This is a genomic window from Bradyrhizobium stylosanthis, assembly GCF_001641335.1.
GTDB classification, from domain to species: domain Bacteria; phylum Pseudomonadota; class Alphaproteobacteria; order Rhizobiales; family Xanthobacteraceae; genus Bradyrhizobium; species Bradyrhizobium stylosanthis.
Genome location: NZ_LVEM01000009.1, coordinates 95,733 through 115,191 on the forward strand (window position 1 = coordinate 95,733; position 19,459 = coordinate 115,191).

At 60.2% G+C, this 19,459-nt stretch carries 18 protein-coding genes and 1 pseudogene; 5 read left to right on the top strand and 14 right to left on the bottom strand.

The window, feature by feature from the left end; genetic code table 11:
- The first annotated feature begins 2 nt into the window (after positions 1 to 2).
- Both A7X65_RS38995 and A7X65_RS39000 read left to right on the top strand, forming a co-directional pair.
- Positions 3 to 731 (top strand): annotated as a pseudogene (locus A7X65_RS38995) (SOS response-associated peptidase).
- Between the two features lie 125 nt (positions 732 to 856).
- The gene (locus tag A7X65_RS39000) at positions 857 to 1,129 is read left to right on the top strand and encodes a hypothetical protein (protein ID WP_063694719.1); all 273 of its coding nucleotides are present in this window, start codon (positions 857 to 859) and stop codon (positions 1,127 to 1,129) included.
- Between the two features lie 1,339 nt (positions 1,130 to 2,468).
- Here A7X65_RS39000 and A7X65_RS39005 read toward each other — a convergent pair.
- The 11 genes from A7X65_RS39005 to groES all read right to left on the bottom strand — a co-directional run bounded on the left by A7X65_RS39005 (position 2,469) and on the right by groES (position 12,980).
- Positions 2,469 to 2,792, bottom strand: coding sequence for a DUF736 domain-containing protein (locus tag A7X65_RS39005; protein ID WP_063694720.1), 324 nt, complete (start codon positions 2,790 to 2,792; stop codon positions 2,469 to 2,471).
- Between the two features lie 618 nt (positions 2,793 to 3,410).
- Complete coding sequence (locus A7X65_RS39010; protein ID WP_063694721.1) at positions 3,411 to 3,722, bottom strand: DUF736 domain-containing protein; 312 nt, start codon at positions 3,720 to 3,722, stop codon at positions 3,411 to 3,413.
- 706 nt (positions 3,723 to 4,428) lie between these two features.
- A complete protein-coding gene (locus A7X65_RS39015) occupies positions 4,429 to 6,459 on the bottom strand; it encodes a ParB/RepB/Spo0J family partition protein (protein ID WP_082885230.1) in 2,031 nt (676 codons plus the stop codon).
- Between the two features lie 743 nt (positions 6,460 to 7,202).
- Positions 7,203 to 8,423, bottom strand: a complete 1,221-nt coding sequence (locus A7X65_RS39020; RefSeq protein ID WP_430643972.1) for a trypsin-like peptidase domain-containing protein — start codon at positions 8,421 to 8,423, stop codon at positions 7,203 to 7,205.
- 129 nt (positions 8,424 to 8,552) lie between these two features.
- Entirely contained in the window at positions 8,553 to 8,888 is a 336-nt protein-coding gene (locus A7X65_RS41170) for a hypothetical protein (RefSeq protein WP_082885232.1), read from the bottom strand.
- 80 nt (positions 8,889 to 8,968) lie between these two features.
- Positions 8,969 to 9,460, bottom strand: a complete 492-nt coding sequence (locus tag A7X65_RS39025; protein ID WP_063694723.1) for an Hsp20/alpha crystallin family protein — start codon at positions 9,458 to 9,460, stop codon at positions 8,969 to 8,971.
- An 82-nt stretch (positions 9,461 to 9,542) separates the two neighbouring features.
- The gene (locus A7X65_RS39030) at positions 9,543 to 10,001 is read right to left on the bottom strand and encodes an Hsp20 family protein (protein ID WP_063694724.1); all 459 of its coding nucleotides are present in this window, start codon (positions 9,999 to 10,001) and stop codon (positions 9,543 to 9,545) included.
- Between the two features lie 215 nt (positions 10,002 to 10,216).
- Positions 10,217 to 10,405: a hypothetical protein gene (locus tag A7X65_RS39035; protein ID WP_063694725.1), complete on the bottom strand. Its 189-nt coding sequence runs from the start codon at positions 10,403 to 10,405 to the stop codon at positions 10,217 to 10,219.
- 64 nt (positions 10,406 to 10,469) lie between these two features.
- Complete coding sequence (locus A7X65_RS39040; RefSeq protein WP_063694726.1) at positions 10,470 to 10,808, bottom strand: hypothetical protein; 339 nt, start codon at positions 10,806 to 10,808, stop codon at positions 10,470 to 10,472.
- 202 nt (positions 10,809 to 11,010) lie between these two features.
- Positions 11,011 to 12,630, bottom strand: a complete 1,620-nt coding sequence (gene groL, locus A7X65_RS39045) for a chaperonin GroEL (RefSeq protein ID WP_063694727.1) — start codon at positions 12,628 to 12,630, stop codon at positions 11,011 to 11,013.
- A gap of 35 nt (positions 12,631 to 12,665) precedes the next feature.
- A complete protein-coding gene (gene groES, locus A7X65_RS39050) occupies positions 12,666 to 12,980 on the bottom strand; it encodes a co-chaperone GroES (RefSeq protein WP_063694759.1) in 315 nt (104 codons plus the stop codon).
- 429 nt (positions 12,981 to 13,409) lie between these two features.
- Here groES and A7X65_RS39055 point away from each other — a divergent pair, with 429 nt between their 5' ends.
- The 3 genes from A7X65_RS39055 to rpoH all read left to right on the top strand — a co-directional run bounded on the left by A7X65_RS39055 (position 13,410) and on the right by rpoH (position 15,709).
- Entirely contained in the window at positions 13,410 to 13,868 is a 459-nt protein-coding gene (locus tag A7X65_RS39055) for an Hsp20 family protein (RefSeq protein ID WP_063694728.1), read from the top strand.
- A gap of 179 nt (positions 13,869 to 14,047) precedes the next feature.
- Positions 14,048 to 14,605, top strand: coding sequence for a hypothetical protein (locus tag A7X65_RS42985; RefSeq protein WP_082885220.1), 558 nt, complete (start codon positions 14,048 to 14,050; stop codon positions 14,603 to 14,605).
- Between the two features lie 147 nt (positions 14,606 to 14,752).
- Positions 14,753 to 15,709, top strand: coding sequence for an RNA polymerase sigma factor RpoH (rpoH, locus tag A7X65_RS39065; RefSeq protein ID WP_063694760.1), 957 nt, complete (start codon positions 14,753 to 14,755; stop codon positions 15,707 to 15,709).
- A gap of 168 nt (positions 15,710 to 15,877) precedes the next feature.
- Here the strand turns inward: rpoH and A7X65_RS39070 are convergent, their stop codons facing one another.
- The 3 genes from A7X65_RS39070 to A7X65_RS39080 form a co-directional block, all read right to left on the bottom strand.
- A complete protein-coding gene (locus tag A7X65_RS39070; protein WP_063694761.1) occupies positions 15,878 to 16,270 on the bottom strand; it encodes a response regulator in 393 nt (130 codons plus the stop codon).
- A gap of 1,007 nt (positions 16,271 to 17,277) precedes the next feature.
- Positions 17,278 to 18,297, bottom strand: a complete 1,020-nt coding sequence (locus tag A7X65_RS39075; RefSeq protein WP_063694730.1) for an LLM class flavin-dependent oxidoreductase — start codon at positions 18,295 to 18,297, stop codon at positions 17,278 to 17,280.
- A gap of 127 nt (positions 18,298 to 18,424) precedes the next feature.
- Complete coding sequence (locus A7X65_RS39080) at positions 18,425 to 19,159, bottom strand: Bax inhibitor-1/YccA family protein (protein WP_063694731.1); 735 nt, start codon at positions 19,157 to 19,159, stop codon at positions 18,425 to 18,427.
- Between the last annotated feature and the right edge of the window lie 300 nt (positions 19,160 to 19,459).

A 19,459-nucleotide genomic window follows, 5' to 3' on the forward strand; every position in this document is an offset into this window, starting at 1 on the left:
CGATGTGCAACCTCTACTCGATGACCAAGAACGTTGATGCAATACGTCAGCTGTTTGGAGCCTTGAACAGCCGCGTGGGTAACCTGCCGAGCATGCCGGGCATCTTTCCCGACTATCCCGCACCCATCGTCCGCAATGCGGCGGACGGACGCGAGATCGTAATGGCGCGGTGGGGAATGCCTTCGTCCTCGAAAGCCTTGATGGACGCCACGAAGAAGCGAGCAGAGAAGCTCGAGGCCAAGGGCAAGCAAGTCGACTTCAAGGAGCTGCTCCGAATGGAGCCAGACTCCGGGACAACAAACATCCGCAATACGAACAGCAGCCACTGGAAGCGGTGGCTCGAGCCGGACCATCGCTGCCTGATGCCGTTCACCAGCTTCAGCGAGTACGACACCATCGATGGAAAGAAGGTCCCCGTGTGGTTCTCCCCAGATGAGAGCCGCCCCCTGCTCGCCTTCGGCGGAATCTGGACCAACTGGACGTCTGTGCGGAAGGCAAAGGAAGGCGAGGTCACGGCCGATGTCTTTGGGTTCCTGACCTGTGATCCCAACGCTGAAGTGAAACGCGTCCATCCGAAGGCGATGCCGGTCATCCTCACCACGGCCGAGGAGCACGACACCTGGATGCGCGCGCCTTGAGGGGAGGCAAAGGCGCTGCAGCGTCCGCTCCCGGACGGCGCGCTGAAGATCGTGGCGACGGGCGAGAAGGAAGACCCGGCCGCGGCGGCCTAGTGTTGTGCACAAGAGGGCGGAACACGGGGACAAGATCCGGTGCCGACGATTTCGAATCCCTGCCCTGTGTTAATCGCCCGGAACGAAGACGAGAGACGAGGGATTCCTCTCGGTGGAGCGAACTCATGCTGATGTTTAGGGAAAGACGGCCTGCGATCCGCACGCTGCGCGGTTGGGCCATTTCGGTCCTCAATGAGGCCGGAGCCATCAGAGACTGTGGGGAGCACGGCTGGATGCAGGATCGCGGCGATCCGCACGCCCATGAGCGCGCGTTCGATGTGGCGCGCCAGGATCCACCGGAGCGATATTCTCCGGAGGCTGCTGCGGTTGCGATCGCCGAAGTTCTGGAATCGATCGGCGATACATGCCCGGAGTGCCCGGCGGAGGAGACCGTCTAACAACGCGCGACCTGCCCGCTCGTCGTCGATCGCTAGCGCGGCTCGCATCTCCGGCGTTGAACGTGCCGGCATTTTGTGAGGCCGAGGAAACGCAGACGCAATTGCGCAAGTCTGCCATCGCGTTAGGTCGAACGTGGCGACAGTGGGGCCCCTGAGAGCGCCAAATCTTGGATGTGCAGACAACCACTTAGCCGCTCTTCGGCGATAGTGCTTTTATCTTGCATGTCGGCCCTGCTCTTTCTTGACTAACTCACGCTTCTTCTCTTTGCTCCGACGAAGTCCGCTGATGCACGCGCCAGCACTCCATTCGCCAGCAATTGAGCTGGAAAAAGAAACGATCGTAGTGCTGAAATTTCCAACAGCGCACGTCGGGCGAGCCAGTTTGCTGACGCACTTTAGGAGGCCGGCGCTCAACGGAAGCACGAAAAATCCGGCCGCTCAGAAGGTCCGATCGACGAAATCGATGCGCCTTACGCGTGTAGATTGACGCAGATTTTGCTGCCGACGGCGTCGATTTTTTTCTGCTTTACCCTTGTTCTGCGTCTCCCGAACGCTCATTCCCAGGGGCCAACACACGCTTGGCATTCGCGGCGATTTGCGACAAAATGCGTCGAGTCATGCAATAAATCCATCAATAGCGCCTGCGGAAACACGTCGGCTGGTGGCCGGTTCATTGCGAAAAAGCGGCCCCGACTTCGCAGTTGGCTAGCGAAACCCCACTGCCTCCACGCTCGCGATAGCGATCGTTACCCGAAGGGCCGAGACACCCCCTAGGGTGGCTCGGTGAGGAGCGAAGCGACGAGTAGAGCGCGGGCCGAAGGCATCGCCCTTAGGCGTTCAGCACGCCATTATCGCACCGCTCCGCGAACTCCTACCCGCGCCAGCGAGGGTCCTTTTAACGCTCAGAACCACCGCCATTTGTCTGCAAAGAAGGGCAATCCTGGTGCAGAGATCCCAGCTACGGAACACCGGACGCACCAGTTTGAAGCAAGCGATTTGAGGCAGAAGCACCCAAATTCGAACGTTCGGCATGCGTTATCAATTCTAGCTCTCTGCGATCCCTAGATCGGCGTAAATTCCAATGGAGCTAGTGTGATTTCCTCCACCGGAACGAAGAGAAAGCGCCATCATCCGACGCTCACTCCAGTCTAAGTTCCGCTCCGTGCGAGTGCATTTTCTTCGATCTTATTGGAACGTCTCGCAGGCAGTTCAGCCGCCGCTCCTCTTCGACGTGCGCTCTGTTGGGCGCGCCCTTACGGCAGTCGGCGATATTCAAAACCTGGCTTCCGGGAGACAAGAAAAGGCTCCCACGCGATGCGTGGGAGCCCAACATTGCGACCTAGTCGACAGGATTCCAGATCAAGAAGAAGCTGCCTTCACCGTAAAGGCCAACCGTCCGACCAAGGTTTGCGCGGAGCTCGCGGCCTCCGAGGCCAGGTGCTGCAAATGACAGGCTGAGATAGTCCGCTCCCCGGCCCTCGCCGGTCAAAATCCGGCCGGCACCGACCTCGAGCCCATGTGTGAAGATGCGAAAGTCCGGTGAGCTTTCGCCGGACTTTTCGCGGTTGGGCACGATGTCGATGTCGGCGCAAATGGGCAGAAGTTTGAGCTGGCCCCTGAAGCCGCCGTAAATTGTGCGGGTGACGAATCCGATCGCAGTCATGGTCTGTCTCCTTCGTTGCCGCAAGGCGCCGATGCCCTGCGATGGCGAGACCGTCATGGCGGCCGGCTCACATCCGAACCCCTGGGGCGAAGCGCAGCGGCGCACCCGAGCGCGCTCCTTTTTTGAAGCGAAGCGGCCGCGAGGAGCCGCACTTCGGCGGGGAAAAAAGGAGGCGTGCGAGGGTTTCAGATGGGGGACGGCTGCCATAGGTCGTAGCGCCATAAGCAGGGAATCGTGCCCTGCAAACGCAAGAGAAAGTCCTTGCGGCGGAGCGCTAGTGACCCGCACAAACGGTGATCCAGCGCCGATTATCTCGCCGAGAAAGCGGCTCGATTTCGGATCCGAGGCGTCGTCCTGATGGCCGCCATCACGCCGAATCCGGCTCGATTAATCGACCGTGCGGATAGCGGTTGCGCTCACGGACCGCCAACGAAAACGTCCTCAGAACTCAGATAAATTGGCAACTCGGAGCCGTAAATCGCGGCTGGGATAACCTACAGATCCAAGGGCACGCGCTTCACTTTCACGATGAGAATGCCCTTTCGCCTGCTTTCTAAAGCGGCGCAAGCGACGTAAAAAAGCCCCGCCTCCGAAGAGGCGGGGCCGTTGCCCCCGGTGTCAGTCGCCGCTGCGGCGCGACCAGATCAGGCTGAAACCGTCCTCGCCTTCGACCTTGACCAGCGAGGCGTAGATCGGGGCGGGGAAGCTCGGATCGTCCAGCTTGACCGAGAGATATTCGCGATCGCTGTCGCGGACCGTCTTCTTCCAGGCGGCGCCGAATTCGGTCGCGCCTGCGAAAATCCTGAAGTCAGGAGCCTTGTCGTTGTCCTTCTCGGAGGCCGTGAACTTGGCCTTGATGTTGAGCGTCAGCGTCTTGATCGACCCGGTGTAGCCGTTGTCCGAAGCGGTGAAAGTGCCGATGGTCGCCATGGTGATCTCCGTCTGTCTGTTGTTCGGGCCGCGCCCATCGCGGCCTCGATGGCGATCCCTTGCTCGGGGAGCGATCGGCCCGCAGCCGCAAGGCCCGCAGCGCAGCGGAGGACGGCGAAAGCCTGCTTTTTTGTCTTGCGCGAGGAATGCCGCCGCTTTGCGGCAGGGGAAAAAAGCAGGCGTGAGCCGTTGCGGGAAGGCGATCGAGGCTTTTGCCGTCCCTCGGGCCTGATCAGCCAATCGAGGTTGCGTTGGACGCGAGCCCATAACCCGGACTGACGGAGATTACCGTGGCTGCCGACGCCTACCACGGCATTGGAGAACAGTGGGATCGATCAGGAAAAGCAACGCCTGCACATCAATCGCTAGGATGGTGCACCGGACAGATCAAAGCGAACTGGCGGCATTTTCGCATCGGGGAACGACGGCGACGGCCAGGATTATTCGCGCGATTGCGCGTCGGATACGCGAGGTCCAGACACAATCAGGGCCCCAACCTGATCGCCTAGCCGCTGCCAAAAGGGAGGCGCGGCACAAGCTCACGGGTCGCTGCAAATGGCTCAGATCGGAGGGATCGTGGCTCGCATTTGGAGACGGGCTAACCCGCGTTGTCGCCGCTTCATCTCAATTAAAACGGCCGCGCACCGTCAGGCGCGCGGCCAGAATTTGATGAGCGCCGGGGCGCCTTGCGATCCCGGCTCACCTCTTACTCAGCAGCTTGCGAGCAGAATTCGTGCCCTTGCATCCCGTCCGGCGCACGGGCCTGATCATCCCTTTTCGGTGTGCGGAGCAACGGCGGCAGCCAGTCCGTCGTCGCCAGCAGTTGCTCGGCAGCCGCCGCCATCTCGACTTTTTTCATGCCCGACAATCGTTCGGCAGCCTCCTCGCTGACACCTTCGCGCACGGCGTCAAGAATGGTGGCCTTGGTGACCCGACCGAGATAACTCGCCACCGTCGGCCGCCAATATCCGGTCATGTCGAGGGCGACGGCCCCGCCCAAACGGCCGGCTGCGGCCAACGCGCGAGGTCGCAGATCAAACGGCAATTTGACCGCATTGACCGTCAATGCCGTGCAATGCGCGAACAACGCCATGCGGCTGTCGTGGTCGAGTTCGACGACGAATTCCCACAGTCCGCCGACGTCCCGGGGCATCTGTCTGGCCCAATTGGCATGGCGATCCGACCATTCTTTACCAGCCGGAGTGTCCTCGATCCCGACCGCATGCGTGGCCAAATCCGTCTTGACTGGTTGAATGCCGACCACATGGGCATTGGCCCCGATATAGAAGATTTGTGCGGCGAGCGCGTGCGTAACGGCCGCGATGGCGACATCTGGCTGCTCACTCAAATTGAGACGCAGCCCCAGGGTGCGATGCGCGGTGAGGTCACGAACAAGCGTGTCGGACAGCTTCTGCTCCTCGTCTTCCTCCTCGTTCTCTCCGTCCTCTGCTTCACCATCGCGGGTGGCTCGATGATCCCCGTCGCCCTCCTCGTCCTGCCCCTGAGCGGCGCCCTCTTGCCCGGTCTCGGGTTGGGATTTGTCGTCCTCGGGGCGGATGAACCCCCGTTCGATCCTGACGGTACCGTCATGATTGAGCACAACGAACGCACCGCCGCGCGCGACATCGCCGGGATCGTAGGCCTGCCTTTTCGCTTCGAGTTGCTCGATTTGGCTCTCCAATTGACCGAACCGTGCATCCACCTCATCTGGCAATTCTTCGGCTGTTTGGTGCTCTTCCGTCAGCCAATCGAACTCAGTTTGAAGCGCTTGAAGAGCGGCCTGATCTTCCGCCGAAAGCTCAACCGGATGCGGGTAGGCACGACGCATCCCGTGAGCATGCGGGAAGTCGAGATGGGGCTCGGTCCACTTCCATCCCTCGGCGACCCGCAATGTGTCCGCCTCGCGGCCAAGCCGTGCCGTCACCAAGAGATCGAGCAGCGCCACGTCTTCCAGATAGCCGCCGCGATCCTCGGTGAAGAGGTCGCGCAGGATCGTACCGCCCGCATCGATATAGGCCTCCAACCCGACAAACCGCGCGCGGCGATCGGTTGCGGCGACATGGGTTTCGGTAAGTAGACGGCGGATCGTGCTGGGCTCACGGTCGTAGGAAAGACGTTCATAGACACTTTCCTGCCGAACCACATCGTCGGTAATGGCAAATGCCATCAACTGGTCAAGAGCCAGATTGCCCTCGCGATAAAGTTGGATCAGTTTTGGGGAGACCGCACCCAACCGAAGGCGTTGTCGCACGACATGCGGCGTCACCCCAAAGCGCGCGGCGATCTCCTCCGCACCGAAGCCGCGCTCCTCCGCAAGCCTCCTGAACGCCTCGAACTGGTCCGCCGGATGCATGTTTTCCCGGGTAACATTCTCGTCCAGGCTGATCTCGTGCGCGTCATTCTTGGTGTCGATGACGCAACGGATCGGCTCGGTCTTCTTGATCTCCTTCCGCTTCACCCGCAGCAATTGGGCCAACCGCCTACCCTCGCCGATGGTCACTAGATAGAACCCGGTGGCTACGCCCTCTCCGTCCAATTCGGGCTCGACCACCAGATTTTGCAGAATGCCTTTCGCGGCAATACTCGCCGCATAGGCCTCAATCGACGCCTCGCTATGCGGCGTCTTGCGCGCATTATTCGGTGACTTCTTCAGCTTGTTAAGCGGAATCAAAACCTCCGTCCCGCTCGCGGGGATAATTTCAACGTGCTTTACCGGTTCAAGCTGCTTTGCCGACATGATCATTCTTCCTTTTGCTTCCATGGGTGCAAGGCGCACCACGCGCCTGCACCCCTGCCCGTCGGCGAGACCAGGGGTAGCAAGTGCCAGGGCGACCCGAGCGGAGGGGTATCGCCCGCCCCACGAGGGCCGCTCGCAAGAGCGGGTCTGCACGGGCGCAGGTCAGTTGTTCGAGAAGATGAAGACCCAGCGAAAGCACGGAAGACCGGGGAGACCGCTCGGGGCGGCGCCGGCCACAGCCGGCGCTTTACCCTGGCGCGCGCGAGGGGCGGAGGCCCCTTAGATCTGGAGCGTCGGAACTCTGAGCAAGTCTGCGCAGGCTAAAACAGGGGATCGAAGGCAAGCGAAGAGTGAGCAAATCAAAAGAGGCACCCGCAAGAGGGTCAGCATAGCGCCGACGCGCAAGCGGCGGGACCCGGGACCGAGTGCAGTCGCGAGACCGGTTCAAGAAGGCACCCGCGCGACGGGCAGTGATAGCGGTGCCGCGAAGCGGCAGCCCTTCGTGCGAGTGCCTCCGGCGAGCGACACATTATATCTATGCTTGCTTCCGCGAGGGATCGAAGCCGAAGGCCGAGACGCGAAGCGGCTCGGTTCACAAGAGCCCGGTCCGCAACAGGCGGACGCGCCCAGCCTAACGAAAATTGGGGCTGCTTGCCTGTCTCAGCAAGTGCTACGCCGCCATCTATTTTGCGATACGCCTACATCTTGGATGTTTATCGCGGGTCGGGCTGACTGCGTTCTCGTCAGCTCCACCACAGGTCCGACAATCGATTCGAAAATATGCGCTTTTCGCTCGACGAGGTCAGCTGGCGCATTGGCTTCTCTCGCAAAGTTGTACGAAGAGATGGCCTGCTCGCTCCGAATTCACCTGGGGTAACTGCCGCGCCTCGTTCCATCCGGGGCGCCACTTTAACAACGACACTGCTTATGCCTTCCCTTCGCTGAAGCGTTAATTTCAACTCCTGTCCAACTCGCGCCAAGCCGACCTTGTTGCGCAATTGCGCAGCCGACCGAATGGGACGGTCGTCGGCCATTGTCACAATGTCCCCTTTGCGCAGACCGGCTACTTCTGCCGGCGAGTTTGGCAGAACCTCAGCTATTAGAGCGCCTTCGGCCCGAGCGCCGGACGGCCGCGGGTCCTGCAGAGAAACGCCGATACGGCCGCGTTCGACATGGCCGGTGGCGACGATTTGCTCCATCACTCTCCGCGCCATATTGGCGGGGATCGCAAAGCCAATCCCGACGTTTCCTCCCGCAGGCGAGATGATCGCTGAATTAATTCCGATCAGCTCGCCGCGCAGGCTGACCAGCGCGCCACCGGAATTGCCGGGGTTAATCGCCGCGTCAGTCTGAATGAAATCCTCAAAGCCCTGCTTGCCGAGGCCAGTGCGGCCGAGTGCACTGACCAGACCTGAAGTTACGGTTTGACCCAGACCAAAGGGATTGCCGATCGCGAGCACGAAATCACCGACCTCGAGGGCGTCACTGTCGCCAAAGGCAAGCGCCTTGAGCCCCACGGGATTCTGGATCTGGAGCACGGCAACATCGGTCGGCGGATCGCGACCAATCACCCTGGCCGAAAACTGCCGGCCCTCTTTCGTGGTGACCTGCACTGTGGACGTGCCTTCGACAACATGATTATTGGTGAGCACATAACCGCGCAGAGCATCAACGATCACTCCGGAGCCAGTTGCGTTGACCTCTTTCTCGATTTGCTTCGGAACATCGAAGAATTCGCGGAACATCGGATCACGGTAGAGCGGATTGTCTTCGCGCACCCGACCGTGCACCGAAATGTTGACGACCGCAGGCGTGACCTGGCGAACGAGCGGCGCCAATGTGGGGACCGGCGCTCCGGTCCTGAGATCTGAGACCTGCGCCGTCCCGAGAGACGGTACCCCAAATGTCAGTAACACCAACAGCGCCAATCGAACCGCAAGACCGTTGTTCATCTTGTCCACCATGATATTTGCGCGACCCGTTTCAAGCGTTCGCCGGCTGCCACATCGCACGCTGCAGAGCGACGTAGGGAACGACACAGGCCGCAGCCATATGGCCGAACAGGACAAGGCCGAGGACAGCGTGCGTGAACATCATGCGGCCCTCCGTTCTGCGGCGGCCCAAGGCCGCCGCAGCCGCATCGGCACGCCGCCACCACGCGGCGGGTCATCATCGTCATTATCGCCGTCGAGCTTGCGCAAGGCTGCGAGAATATCCGCAAGCCGTACCGTATGGCTTATGCCGGGAATTTCGCGCAGCCACGGACAGGATTCCACCGCGTACATGTCGGAGGCCCAGGACGACAGAATGACGCGCTTCTCCGGCGCGGAGAGCTCATTGTCGTTCAGGACGCTCCTCGGGGAATCGTAGTGAGCGGCGGGGTGAAAGATCGGATGAAGATTGTGAGCATTTGTGTTTGCGTTCGTCATCGTCATGCCTCCCTTATCTCTCCTTTCCAGGGATTGCTGTGGGGGGAAGCGGCGGCGGAGCCGCCGCTTCCCGTTTCAGACTATAGCGCGTTGATCGCGATGCGTTTCACGCCCTCGCGCGGCTTGTCCGATTTGGGCAATGAGACGGTCAAGACGCCGTTCTTGAACGACGCTTCGACCTTGTCCTCCTGCACGTCGTCGAGTGGAATCTGACGCTCGAAAGCGCCGTAATAGCGCTCGCTGAAATATCGGCCTTCGCCATTGCGTTCGGCCTTCTTCTCACCGCGGATCGTCAGGACGCCTTTGGTGATTTCCACCTGAACGTCCTTTTCGTTCATCCCCGGCAGTTCGGCCGACACGGTCAATGCCTTGTCGGTCTCGCTGAGCTCGACTTTTGGCCAACCGAGGCGACCTTCCATCGATGGGGACAGGCCTGGATTGCCGAAGCCTCGAAACACATCGTCGAACAGACGGTTCATCTCGCGGTGCAGGGTCAGGAAGGGATCGAAGCTGTCACGCGCGGGCGCAAGCTCCTGGGTTTTCGACCACGGAATCAGATCACGAATAGCCATTGTTTGACCTCACTTGTTCATGGGGACAGGGAGTGCGGACGCTGCATGCGCCACACGCCCCGTCTCGATGCTCCAATCGTGCCTAAGCTGCCTTCTTCTGCGCGATCTGGGGTGAGGAGGAAGCCGCCGTTCCGATCTCGATTCGGCGCGGCTTCATCGCTTCCGGCACCTCGCGCACCAGATCGATTGTCAGCAGACCATCCTGGAACGAGGCCTGCTTGACCTGGACATAGTCAGCGAGGTTGAACACGCGCCGGAACGGACGGGCCGCGATACCCTGGTAGAGGTATTCGCGCGCGGCACCGTCGGGCTTCTTGCCCTCGACGGTCAGCACGTTCTGTTCCACCGTCACAGCGATGTCCTGGACGCCGAAGCCGGCCACTGCCAGGGTCACGCGGTAGTGGTCTTCGCCGAAGCGTTCGATGTTGTAGGGGGGATAGTTATCTTCAGTCGCCTGACGCAGCGTCGAATCGACGAGGTTTGCCAGGTGATCGAAGCCGATCGTGGAGCGCCACAACGGCGCGAAGTCGAGTGTCCTCATAGCCAAGTCCTCCAAAGAGCAAGATGGATACGAAGGAACGCAAGACCGTACTTACGGTATGATCGGAAGCCCGGTCCGGCGCCCATGCCGGACCCGAAACTGGCGTCCGGCACACCGCTCTCGCGGCGAAAAATGACTTAAAAAAAAGGCAACTGATTTCAAGAGGGCGTCCAAGAATTTTTCGAGTCCGGTCGGGTCGCATTTTTCCGTCCGGATCATGCGGCCTCGGCGTAGGTCAGACGGGCCAGCTCCGCTTCGGCGGCATTGCGCAAGCGCTCGAGGCGAGCGCGATCCTCAGGGGTGAGGTCGTTGGCGGGCAAGAGCCTTTCGCAATGCAAAACAACGCGTCGCTGGCTTTCGATCAGAAACGCAACCGCGCCGCCAACAGCGGGTTCAAACGGCATCGGAAGTCCTCACAGCTCGGACGGAAGTTTGGGGCGGCCGGATCAACCGGCCGCTCCACCCGGACTAGCTGGTTGCAGTCTGGGTCCCCTCGCGCTGGGTCGGCAACAGGTCGAACCTCAACCGGGGTGCATCCAGGATTGGCGAAAGCAGCGTGTCCACGTTCACCGTAGAGGGCGCTTGCGGCCAGCTCAGCCACGGCATCGTGTCCAGTTGTGGAATCGGCGGCAACGCAATTTTTTCGAAGCCGCCTTTTGTCGCCCGCAGCGAGGACGTCGTTTCTGACCCGTGGGCTGCAAACGGCGCCAAAGCAATGACACCTCCGAGCGTCACTGCGACGAGATTGCGTAGGATATTGTGGGTGCTCTCCGCCCGAGCGGAGAATGTGAATTGATCCTTGATCATCTCATGCTCCTACCGTCCGAAAACAGATCCAGATGATGGTCGCGACGCTTGCGGCGCACATGCCCCAATCGGGTACGTGGCGCGCCAGCCCCGGACGCCATTGATGTGAGCTGTTCATCTGAAGCTCCCTCGCTCTTGCGAATTATCCCTTCTGCTTGATGTGAGAGGTGGGCCCGGCCGGATCGGCCGGGCCCGATACGCGTTAAAAGTCCATGGCGGGGGCCGGGGCGGCTTCCGTCTTCTTCGGCTTGTCAGCTACCAGTGCCTCCGTGGTGATGAGCAGCGACGCGACCGAAGCCGCATCCTGCAGGGCGGTGCGCACGACCTTGGCAGGATCGATGACGCCGGCCTTCACCATGTCGAGGTATTCGCCTGTCGCGGCATTGAAGCCCCAGTTGTAGCTCTGGTGCTCCAAAAGCTTGCCGACCACCACCGAACCGTCCTCACCCGCGTTTTGCACGATCTGGCGGGCAGGTCCCTGGACCGCGCGGCGCACGATATCGACGCCGGCCTTCTGGTCGGAATTGGCGATCTTGATGCCCTCAAGGGCCTTCAGCGAGCGCAATAGCGCCACGCCGCCACCTGGCAGAATGCCTTCCTCGACCGCTGCCCGCGTCGCGTGCAATGCGTCGTCGACGCGATCCTTACGCTCCTTCACCTCGATTTCGGTGGCGCCCCCGACGCGGATGACCGCGACGCCGCCAGCAAGCTTCGCCAGCCGTTCCTGCAGCTTCTCGCGGTCATAGTCGGAGGTCGTCTCCTCGATTTGCGCCCTGATCTGCTGGCTACGCGCCTCGATGTCCTTCTTGCCGCCGGCGCCGTCGACGATCGTGGTGTTCTCCTTATCGATCACCACCTTCTTGGCGCGCCCGAGCATCTTCACGGTGACGTTTTCGAGTTTGATGCCGAGGTCTTCTGAGATCACGGTGCCGCCGGTGAGGATCGCGATGTCCTCCAGCATGGCCTTGCGCCGGTCGCCAAAGCCGGGCGCCTTGACGGCGGCGACCTTTAGCCCGCCCCGCAGACGGTTGACGACGAGGGTGGCGAGCGCTTCGCCTTCGACTTCCTCGGCGATGATCAGAAGCGGCTTGCCGGACTGCACGACCTGCTCGAGCAGCGGCAGCATGGTTTGCAGGCCCGAAAGCTTCTTCTCGTGGATGAGCACGTAGGGATCCTCGAGCTCGACCCGCATCTTTTCCGTGTTGGTAACGAAGTAGGGCGAGACGTAGCCGCGGTCGAACTGCATGCCTTCGACCACTTCGAGCTCGGTGTTCAGGCTCTTGGCTTCTTCGACTGTGATGACCCCCTCGTTGCCGACCTTCTGCATGGCCTCGGCGAGGTAGCGGCCGATCTCGGGGTCACCATTGGCCGAGATGGTGCCGACCTGGGCGATCTCATCGTTGGAAGTGACCTTCTTGGCGTGGGTTTTGAGGTCGGTCACGATTGCGTCGACCGCCAGATCGATCCCGCGCTTCAGGTCCATCGGGTTCATGCCGGCCGCAACGGCCTTGGCGCCCTCCTTGACGATCGCCTGCGCCAGAACGGTCGCGGTGGTGGTGCCGTCGCCCGCGAGATCATTGGTCTTGGAAGCGACCTCGCGCACCATCTGCGCGCCCATGTTCTCGAACTTGTCCTCGAGTTCGATCTCCTTGGCGACGGTAACGCCGTCCTTTGTGATGCGGGGCGCGCCGAACGATTTTTCGATCACGACGTTACGCCCCTTCGGACCGAGCGTGACCTTCACCGCATTCGCCAGCGTGTCCACACCCCGCAGCATCCGCTCGCGAGCTTCGGTCGAAAACTTCACGTCCTTGGCAGCCATTTTGAAAATCTCCTTTCTCTTCGATGACTGTCAGCTCACGCGGCCTTCTTGAGCGCTTCGGTCTTTTCGACCACACCCAGAAGGTCACTCTCCTTCATGATCAGCAGTTCCTTGCCGTCGATCTTGACCTCGGTGCCCGACCACTTCGCAAACAGCACGCGGTCGCCGACCTTGACGTCGAGCGGCACGAGTTGGCCTTGCTCGTTGCGGCCTCCCGGGCCGACGGCGATGATCTCGCCCTGCTGCGGCTTCTCCTTGGCGGTGTCGGGAATGATGATGCCGCCAGACGTTTTCTCTTCGGCATCAATGCGGCGCACGAGCACGCGATCGTGCAATGGACGGAAATGCATGCACATCCTCCTCGATAGGTTCAGCGATGTCCAAAATCCGGGTCCGGAACCGGCCCCCGGGCGAAAAACGAACTGGGAGTCGAATCGACTTCGTGCAAGACCGCTCGAGTGAAATTTTTTCAGCCCGCGCCCATGCAGTCGGACGGAAGCCGCGGGCATTGACCAAGGGCTTGCCGTAAACAATTGGCAAACCGTGCGCGCGAAGTCGCACTAAGTTCTTGCCGTGCCACCGATTTGGATAATCCGCATTCCGCGCGTCGGTGTCAAAATTTTCTCGGCGCCCTCTTGAAACCGAAAACGGTTTTGCTAATTTTCCGATCGCCACAGAAACGTGGGATTCGGACGCCTTATGGGTCCGGGTAAATGAGACGGGCACCGGTCGTGTCCGGTGCCGCTCGTAACCATCTTGCTCTCTTGGAGGATTTGGCTATGCGCACTTACGATTTATCGCCCCTCTGGCGTTCGACCATTGGCTTCGACCGCCTTTTTGACCTCGCAGAGATGGCGCAGCGCGCCGGCGAGGACAACTACCCACCCTACAACATCGAACGCCTCTCCGAGGACCGCTATCAGATTTCGCTGGCGATCGCGGGCTTCGCGCCGAGTGATATCGCAATCACGGCCGAACAGAACGTGGTCACCATCGAGGGCAGCAAGCCGGATAATGCCGAGCGGAATTTCATCCATCGCGGCATCTCCACGCGCAGCTTCAAGCGGAGGTTCGACCTGGCGGACTACGTTCAGGTCAAGAGCGCATCCTTCGAAAACGGGCTGCTCCGAATCGACCTGGTCCGGGAGATTCCGGAAGCCATGAAGCCGCGCCGGATCGCGATCAACGGCGCGCCGGCGGACAATGTCCAGAAACTAGAGAGCAAGGCAGCAGCGTAACCAAGCTGTCTGATCGGCGCCGCGCCGTTCGCGCGGCTGCCGTTATTTGTCAACGGACAGGAGGATACGATGCGGCTGACGACCGCGCACGACAACACGCGTCTCTCGACAATCGACGGCCGACGGTACTTTCGTCGGACCAAGGGCGCAACGCTACGTGACGCGGGAGAGAAGCAGTCATGACTGGCCATCACATCGAACGGCTTCGCGCCCACCGAAACAATATTCGTCGTTATCGCAGGCTCCTCGAAACGTCTCTCACGGATCTTGAACGAGGCTATATCGAGCGACGATTGCTTGACGAGCGAGCTTCCGTGGAAGCTCTCCTGCGAGAGGCCTACCCGGATCGCCTGTCGCTCCGGACGACGAAACCCGCGGCAGATCAGGGCACAACTCCGTTGGAGCTAACGGAGTACCTGCATCCGGCCGGCGCCTTTGAGCATCCCCTGGATGTCCTCGATGATCCCGATCTCACCGCGTACGAGAAGCGGGCCATCTTGTCCTCCTGGCTCGCGGATCACTGCCTCGGCGAAGATCGCTCCTACTTGAAGCGCCACGACGATACGAGCGTCCGGCTCGAAGATATCGTTGATGCGCTATGTGATCTCTCCTCGCAAACGGAGGCCGAGAAGCTCGATCATGAATGCGAACCGGATCGAAAGGAGCGGCGCACCGGACCCCAGTTCCCTTCAGGCCGTCGGCATCATGACGACGTCAGGAGGACAAATCGATGCTGATCGATCTCACGGATGTTGCAACACTGGTCGGGTCAGTCGGATCCCTTTTGAGCGTGGCGGTCATCGCAAGCAAACTCTCGAGACCAACGCCACTCTGATCATGGCTCGATACCGGCCTTGTCAGACAAGACCAACTACGAGGGGCACATGCACAAAATGAATTCTCAGCCACTGCCTTCCATTGCCACAGGACTGACTCACTATCTCGCACAGATCAAGAAATTCCCGATCCTGACCCAGGAGGAGGAGACCCAATTCGCGAGACGCTGGCGCCAACTGGGCGATCGCGACGCCGCCTATCGGCTCGTCACAAGCCATCTGCGCCTCGTTGCGAAGATCGCGATGCGATATCGCGGTTATGGATTGCCGATCGCCGATATCGTTTCCGAAGGCAACATTGGATTGATGCAGGCCGTACGACGCTTCGACCCGGACCGAGGGGTTCGTCTTTCAACCTACGCATTGTGGTGGATCAAGGCGACGATTCAGGAATACGTACTTCGATCCTGGTCGATGGTGAAGGTTTCAACAAACAACGCACAAAAGAAGCTCTTCTTCAAATTAAGGCAAGCGAAGCGTGCGATCTCGGCTGTCGAAGACGGGGATCTGCATCCCGAGCAGGTCCAAGCAATTGCTGCACGCCTCAGGGTCCCGGAACGAGAAGTCGTCGATATGGACCGGCGCCTGCGAGGTGACGTGTCGCTGAATTCCCGCACTCACGACGATCCGGACGCCGACGAAGCGATAGAACGGCTTGTAGACCCCTCTCCTGCACAAGACGACAAGTTGGCTGATGAACACGAATTGGTCCAACGCCGACAAGCGTTGCGAGCCGCTATCCAGACGCTTGGTCCGCGCGAGCGACACATCTTCACTGCGCGCCAGTTGACCGATACGCCTCCAACACTGGAGGAACTCGCGGCAGAATATGGAGTATCCCGCGAGAGGGTCCGCCAAATAGAGCAGCGAGCATTTGAGAAGATCAGGCTGGCAATGCAACCGGCCGGCAATTCTTTGAAGCCGCGACACCTGGTCGCAAGGAATGCCATGTCGATCCAATCGACACAAGAAAACCGAGAGAGACCTCTTTCGGCGAGTTACTGAATTCAACGATATCTAGGCCGTGAACGCATGAACCTGCCGGGCGGACCGCTTGCCACAGTACGCTATGCACCATAGCAACCAAATTCTGCAGCGCAGCTGAATGACGCGAAGAGCCAATAGCGGAAATTTGCGTTGGTTGAATGAAAGGTTCCGCTAACTGAGGCGACCTTATTCTTTCGGCGGCGGCGCCTGGTTGATCAATTGAGAGACAGCCGTCACGACTTGGGCAGGCGCAAATGGCTTGTTCAGAAGAATGCTATTAGGTACGCCATGCGAGGGCCACTCGTCCGCCGCAGCGCCGGTCATGTAAATTACCGGCATCTCCGGATTAAGCTCCCTGGCCCGTTTGGCAACGTCCCACCCCGTCAATTGGCCTTTCAAGTTAATATCGGTCAGGAGCGCTCGATACTTCGTAGGCGCGCCTTGAAGCAGTGCGACCGCCTTCTCACCAGATGCAACGATCTCATTTTCAAATCCGCCCTCGGCAAGCGCGGCGTCGACAAGGTCTTGGATCAGAGAATCGTCTTCTACCACTAGGATTAATAGTACTGCGCTGTGCACAATCCACCTCCGCCGCACCAATGCGGCAACTGCTAAGTGTTAAAGTGCACATAAGTTCCAGATGCGAAACCGGCCAGCGGGAATGTCAACTAAACCAATGGCACGTGTGGGGCCGCTCCGCGACCGGAAAAGTCCGACGGCTGAGCTAGCCGGTTCAATAGCTCGGAAGGCCTTCACTTTCTCGCCTTCAAATTGCCGACGACCGGTTCGCTGGCAAAGGCGCTAACCCGCTGAAAAAACGCTTTATTCACGTGCCATTGCTGAGGATGCGCTACACTGTTGTGAGACAGGGCGCAAGGTTGCGTCTGCGCGCCGCCCCTCCGGCGCAGCTACACTTGGCTTATCGCCCTCGATGCCGCATCGCACGCTATGTTAGACCTCACGCACCCTGCGATATTCGATCTCTGCTCCCAAGCTTTGGAATTGGCTCAACTCAAGCACCTTCCTGAGCGGTCAACGCGGCATATTGGCGGCGCGAGCCAATTCCAGAACGTAGCCTCAAAACGTGTGGGTGTGTTCATAAAGGTCCCTCACGTTCGCTGATAGTGAGCCGCCCGTCGGACGCTTCCTTCGCGCTAGATGGAATAGGTTCGATGCGCAGGAGGAAGAATTTCTCTTTCTGCTGAACGTTGAAGCTCGTGACATCCGAGGTTTCTGCGTTACTTTTTCCCGAGTTGGGCGTTACCCACTGGCCAGCGCAAACCCGAGACATGCGTTACTTTTGCGGGGTTGCGCGTTACATTTCGGGGTTAGTAACGGGGGGCGTGGGCCGAATCTTCCCTGCTTCGCTCCCCACAACCGTCTTGGGTACACTTCGTCAATCCGCCCAGGCACGCGCCGCCGACGAGGACATGGCGGCCAGGAGGGCGAACCGTACTTGTGGAAAATTATTCCGGGCTGCGGCACTAACCCATCACGGAAGGCACGCAACGCTCCGCTTCAAACTTTGTAAAAGACTTCGAGCGCCGCCAACCAGTTCCGATCCTGCCGGCTTGGTTGCACGCTTTTCAGGTAATGCTGGCGGCAAGCGCTGCGGCCTCGGCACGAAGTTCAGCGGCAATTTCGAACGAGCGCAGTCGCGCCTTATGGTCGTAGATCTGTGCCGTTAAAATGAGCTCATCCGCCCGGGTTTCGGCGATGATCCGGACCAGTGCGCTTTCCACGGTGGCGGGGCTGCCCACGGCCGAATAAGCCAGCGACTCCTTGACCATCGACCGCTCTGTGGGCGAGCTGAGCCAATCCATATCATCGACCGGCGGCGGCAGCGGTCCCGGTGAGCCCCGCCTTAAGCTGATGAACTGCTGCTCCAACGATGTGAATAGATGCTGCGCCTCCGCATCGGTATCCGCCGCAAAGACATTGACGCCTACCATGGCGTACGGCGCTTGCAGAAATTGCGACGGCTGAAACCGGGAGCGGTAGACGTTCAGGGCGTTGAACAGCTCTCCAGGCGCAAAGTGCGACGCAAATGCAAATGGGAGCCCAAGCGTTGCGGCGAGTTGCGCGCTGTACGTGCTAGAACCCAAGAGCCAGACAGGCACCCTGAGTCCGGCGCCGGGAACGGCCCTCACTGCCTGACCAGGACCAGGTTGCATCGGTCCGAGCAGCGCAATCAGTTCCACAACGTCGCGGGGAAAGCTTTCGGCGCCTTCCCCAAGATTCCGCCGCAAAGCACGCGCGGTTCGCTGGTCCGTTCCGGGAGCGCGGCCGAGACCAAGATCGATGCGGCCCTCGTAAAGGGACTCAAGCGTTCCGAACTGCTCGGCAATGACGAGAGGCGCATGGTTCGGCAGCATAATGCCGCCCGAGCCCAGCCGTATCGTCTTGGTGCCGCCGGCAATGTAGCCGATCACCACCGCGGTCGCGGCGCTAGCGATCCCCGGCATGTTGTGATGCTCTGCAAGCCAGAAGCGCCTGTAGTTCCAACGCTCGGTATGCTGGGCGAGATCGAGCGAGTTGCGGAAGGCCTGGGCGGCATCGCTGCCTTGGTTGATCGGCGCAAGGTCCAGTACCGAAAAGGGGATCACAATCGCCTCCAGCTATTCGCGGTGCTCCGTCGCTCCGGTCACGTTCGTATTTGGCCATCGTTCAACACAAAGATTCTCCGCCGATTGCTTCGTGACCAATCCCGCACGGCAATCTCATAGTACGTCGTCAACTGTCGCGGCGTTGGCCGAATAATTGCATCAGCATCATGAACAGGTTGATGAAATCAAGATAGAGCACGAGCGCGCCCAGCACCGCCTTCTTGCCAGCTATCTCGCGCGAGTCAGTATCTAGATACATCTGCTTGATTCGCTGGGTGTCGTATGCGGTCAAGCCGACGAAGACGATTACGCCGATGATTGAGATCACGAACTGCAGGGCGCTCGAGCCGATGAAGATGTTGACGAGCGAGGCGATCACAATGCCTATCAGGCCCATCATCAGGAACGCCCCAAAGTCCGATAGATCGGACCGGGTCGTGTAGCCGTAGAGGCTCATTATTCCGAAGGTCGCTGCTGTGATGAAGAACACGCGCGCGATCGAGGCTCCTGTGAACACAAGAAAAATGCCACCCAGCGAGAGCCCCATGACGGCGGCATAGAGAGCGAACAGCAGCATCGCCGTCTCTGCACTCATGCGCTGGATGAGAAAACTCAGGACCAGCACGAAGCCGAGCGGTGCCAACATCACCAGCCAGATCAGCGGCGTCCCTGCGATTGCCTGATAGAAGCCGGAGGCCGCGGCGGCATACGCCACGATACCGGTCAGCGCGAGGCCGCCAGCCATATAGCCGTAGACCCGCTGTATGTGGGCGCGCAGCCCTGCCTCGGTTTGGGCATCCAGTGACGGTGGACCACCTGCGCCGCGCAACGGTCGTTCCGGGTTGTAGTCGTAATAGCTCATGGCTTGCTCCGTACGTTGGCTTATTGCCGTCAGGGCGGGAGATCGCGTCGGACGCGCCCGGAACGCGCATGCAGGACCGCTGCAAACCTCATCGGCGGTGTATGGCGCTTCTCAGCAATCAAAAGCTTTCCAGCCTGGCTTTCCGGTAAAGCTCGCCGTGCCCTTGAAGCCTGACGTATCGTAGAGACGGCAGGCGGTCATCAACACGATTACGATCCAGTTGGTGAGAGAACGCCAGCAGAGCCGGGGCCGCAACGGCATTCAATGCAGGCCAGTCTCATTCATCGGCTGCAGAGCACC

Bases quoted from the DNA above. Each gene is read 5' to 3' on its own strand.
- A7X65_RS41170 (WP_082885232.1), bottom strand. From the start codon at position 8,888: ATGACGAACGCAAACACAAATGCTCACAATCTTCATCCGATCTTTCAC.
- A7X65_RS39010 (WP_063694721.1), bottom strand. From the start codon at position 3,722: ATGGCGACCATCGGCACTTTCACCGCTTCGGACAACGGCTACACCGGG.
- A7X65_RS39020 (WP_430643972.1), bottom strand. From the start codon at position 8,423: ATGGTGGACAAGATGAACAACGGTCTTGCGGTTCGATTGGCGCTGTTG.
- A7X65_RS39025 (WP_063694723.1), bottom strand. From the start codon at position 9,460: ATGGCTATTCGTGATCTGATTCCGTGGTCGAAAACCCAGGAGCTTGCG.
- A7X65_RS39030 (WP_063694724.1), bottom strand. From the start codon at position 10,001: ATGAGGACACTCGACTTCGCGCCGTTGTGGCGCTCCACGATCGGCTTC.
- A7X65_RS39040 (WP_063694726.1), bottom strand. From the start codon at position 10,808: ATGATCAAGGATCAATTCACATTCTCCGCTCGGGCGGAGAGCACCCAC.
- A7X65_RS39005 (WP_063694720.1), bottom strand. From the start codon at position 2,792: ATGACTGCGATCGGATTCGTCACCCGCACAATTTACGGCGGCTTCAGG.
- A7X65_RS39055 (WP_063694728.1), top strand. From the start codon at position 13,410: ATGCGCACTTACGATTTATCGCCCCTCTGGCGTTCGACCATTGGCTTC.
- A7X65_RS39035 (WP_063694725.1), bottom strand. From the start codon at position 10,405: ATGCCGTTTGAACCCGCTGTTGGCGGCGCGGTTGCGTTTCTGATCGAA.
- groL (WP_063694727.1), bottom strand. From the start codon at position 12,630: ATGGCTGCCAAGGACGTGAAGTTTTCGACCGAAGCTCGCGAGCGGATG.
- A7X65_RS39080 (WP_063694731.1), bottom strand. From the start codon at position 19,159: ATGAGCTATTACGACTACAACCCGGAACGACCGTTGCGCGGCGCAGGT.
- A7X65_RS39000 (WP_063694719.1), top strand. From the start codon at position 857: ATGCTGATGTTTAGGGAAAGACGGCCTGCGATCCGCACGCTGCGCGGT.
- A7X65_RS39015 (WP_082885230.1), bottom strand. From the start codon at position 6,459: ATGTCGGCAAAGCAGCTTGAACCGGTAAAGCACGTTGAAATTATCCCC.
- rpoH (WP_063694760.1), top strand. From the start codon at position 14,753: ATGCACAAAATGAATTCTCAGCCACTGCCTTCCATTGCCACAGGACTG.
- A7X65_RS42985 (WP_082885220.1), top strand. From the start codon at position 14,048: ATGACTGGCCATCACATCGAACGGCTTCGCGCCCACCGAAACAATATT.
- groES (WP_063694759.1), bottom strand. From the start codon at position 12,980: ATGCATTTCCGTCCATTGCACGATCGCGTGCTCGTGCGCCGCATTGAT.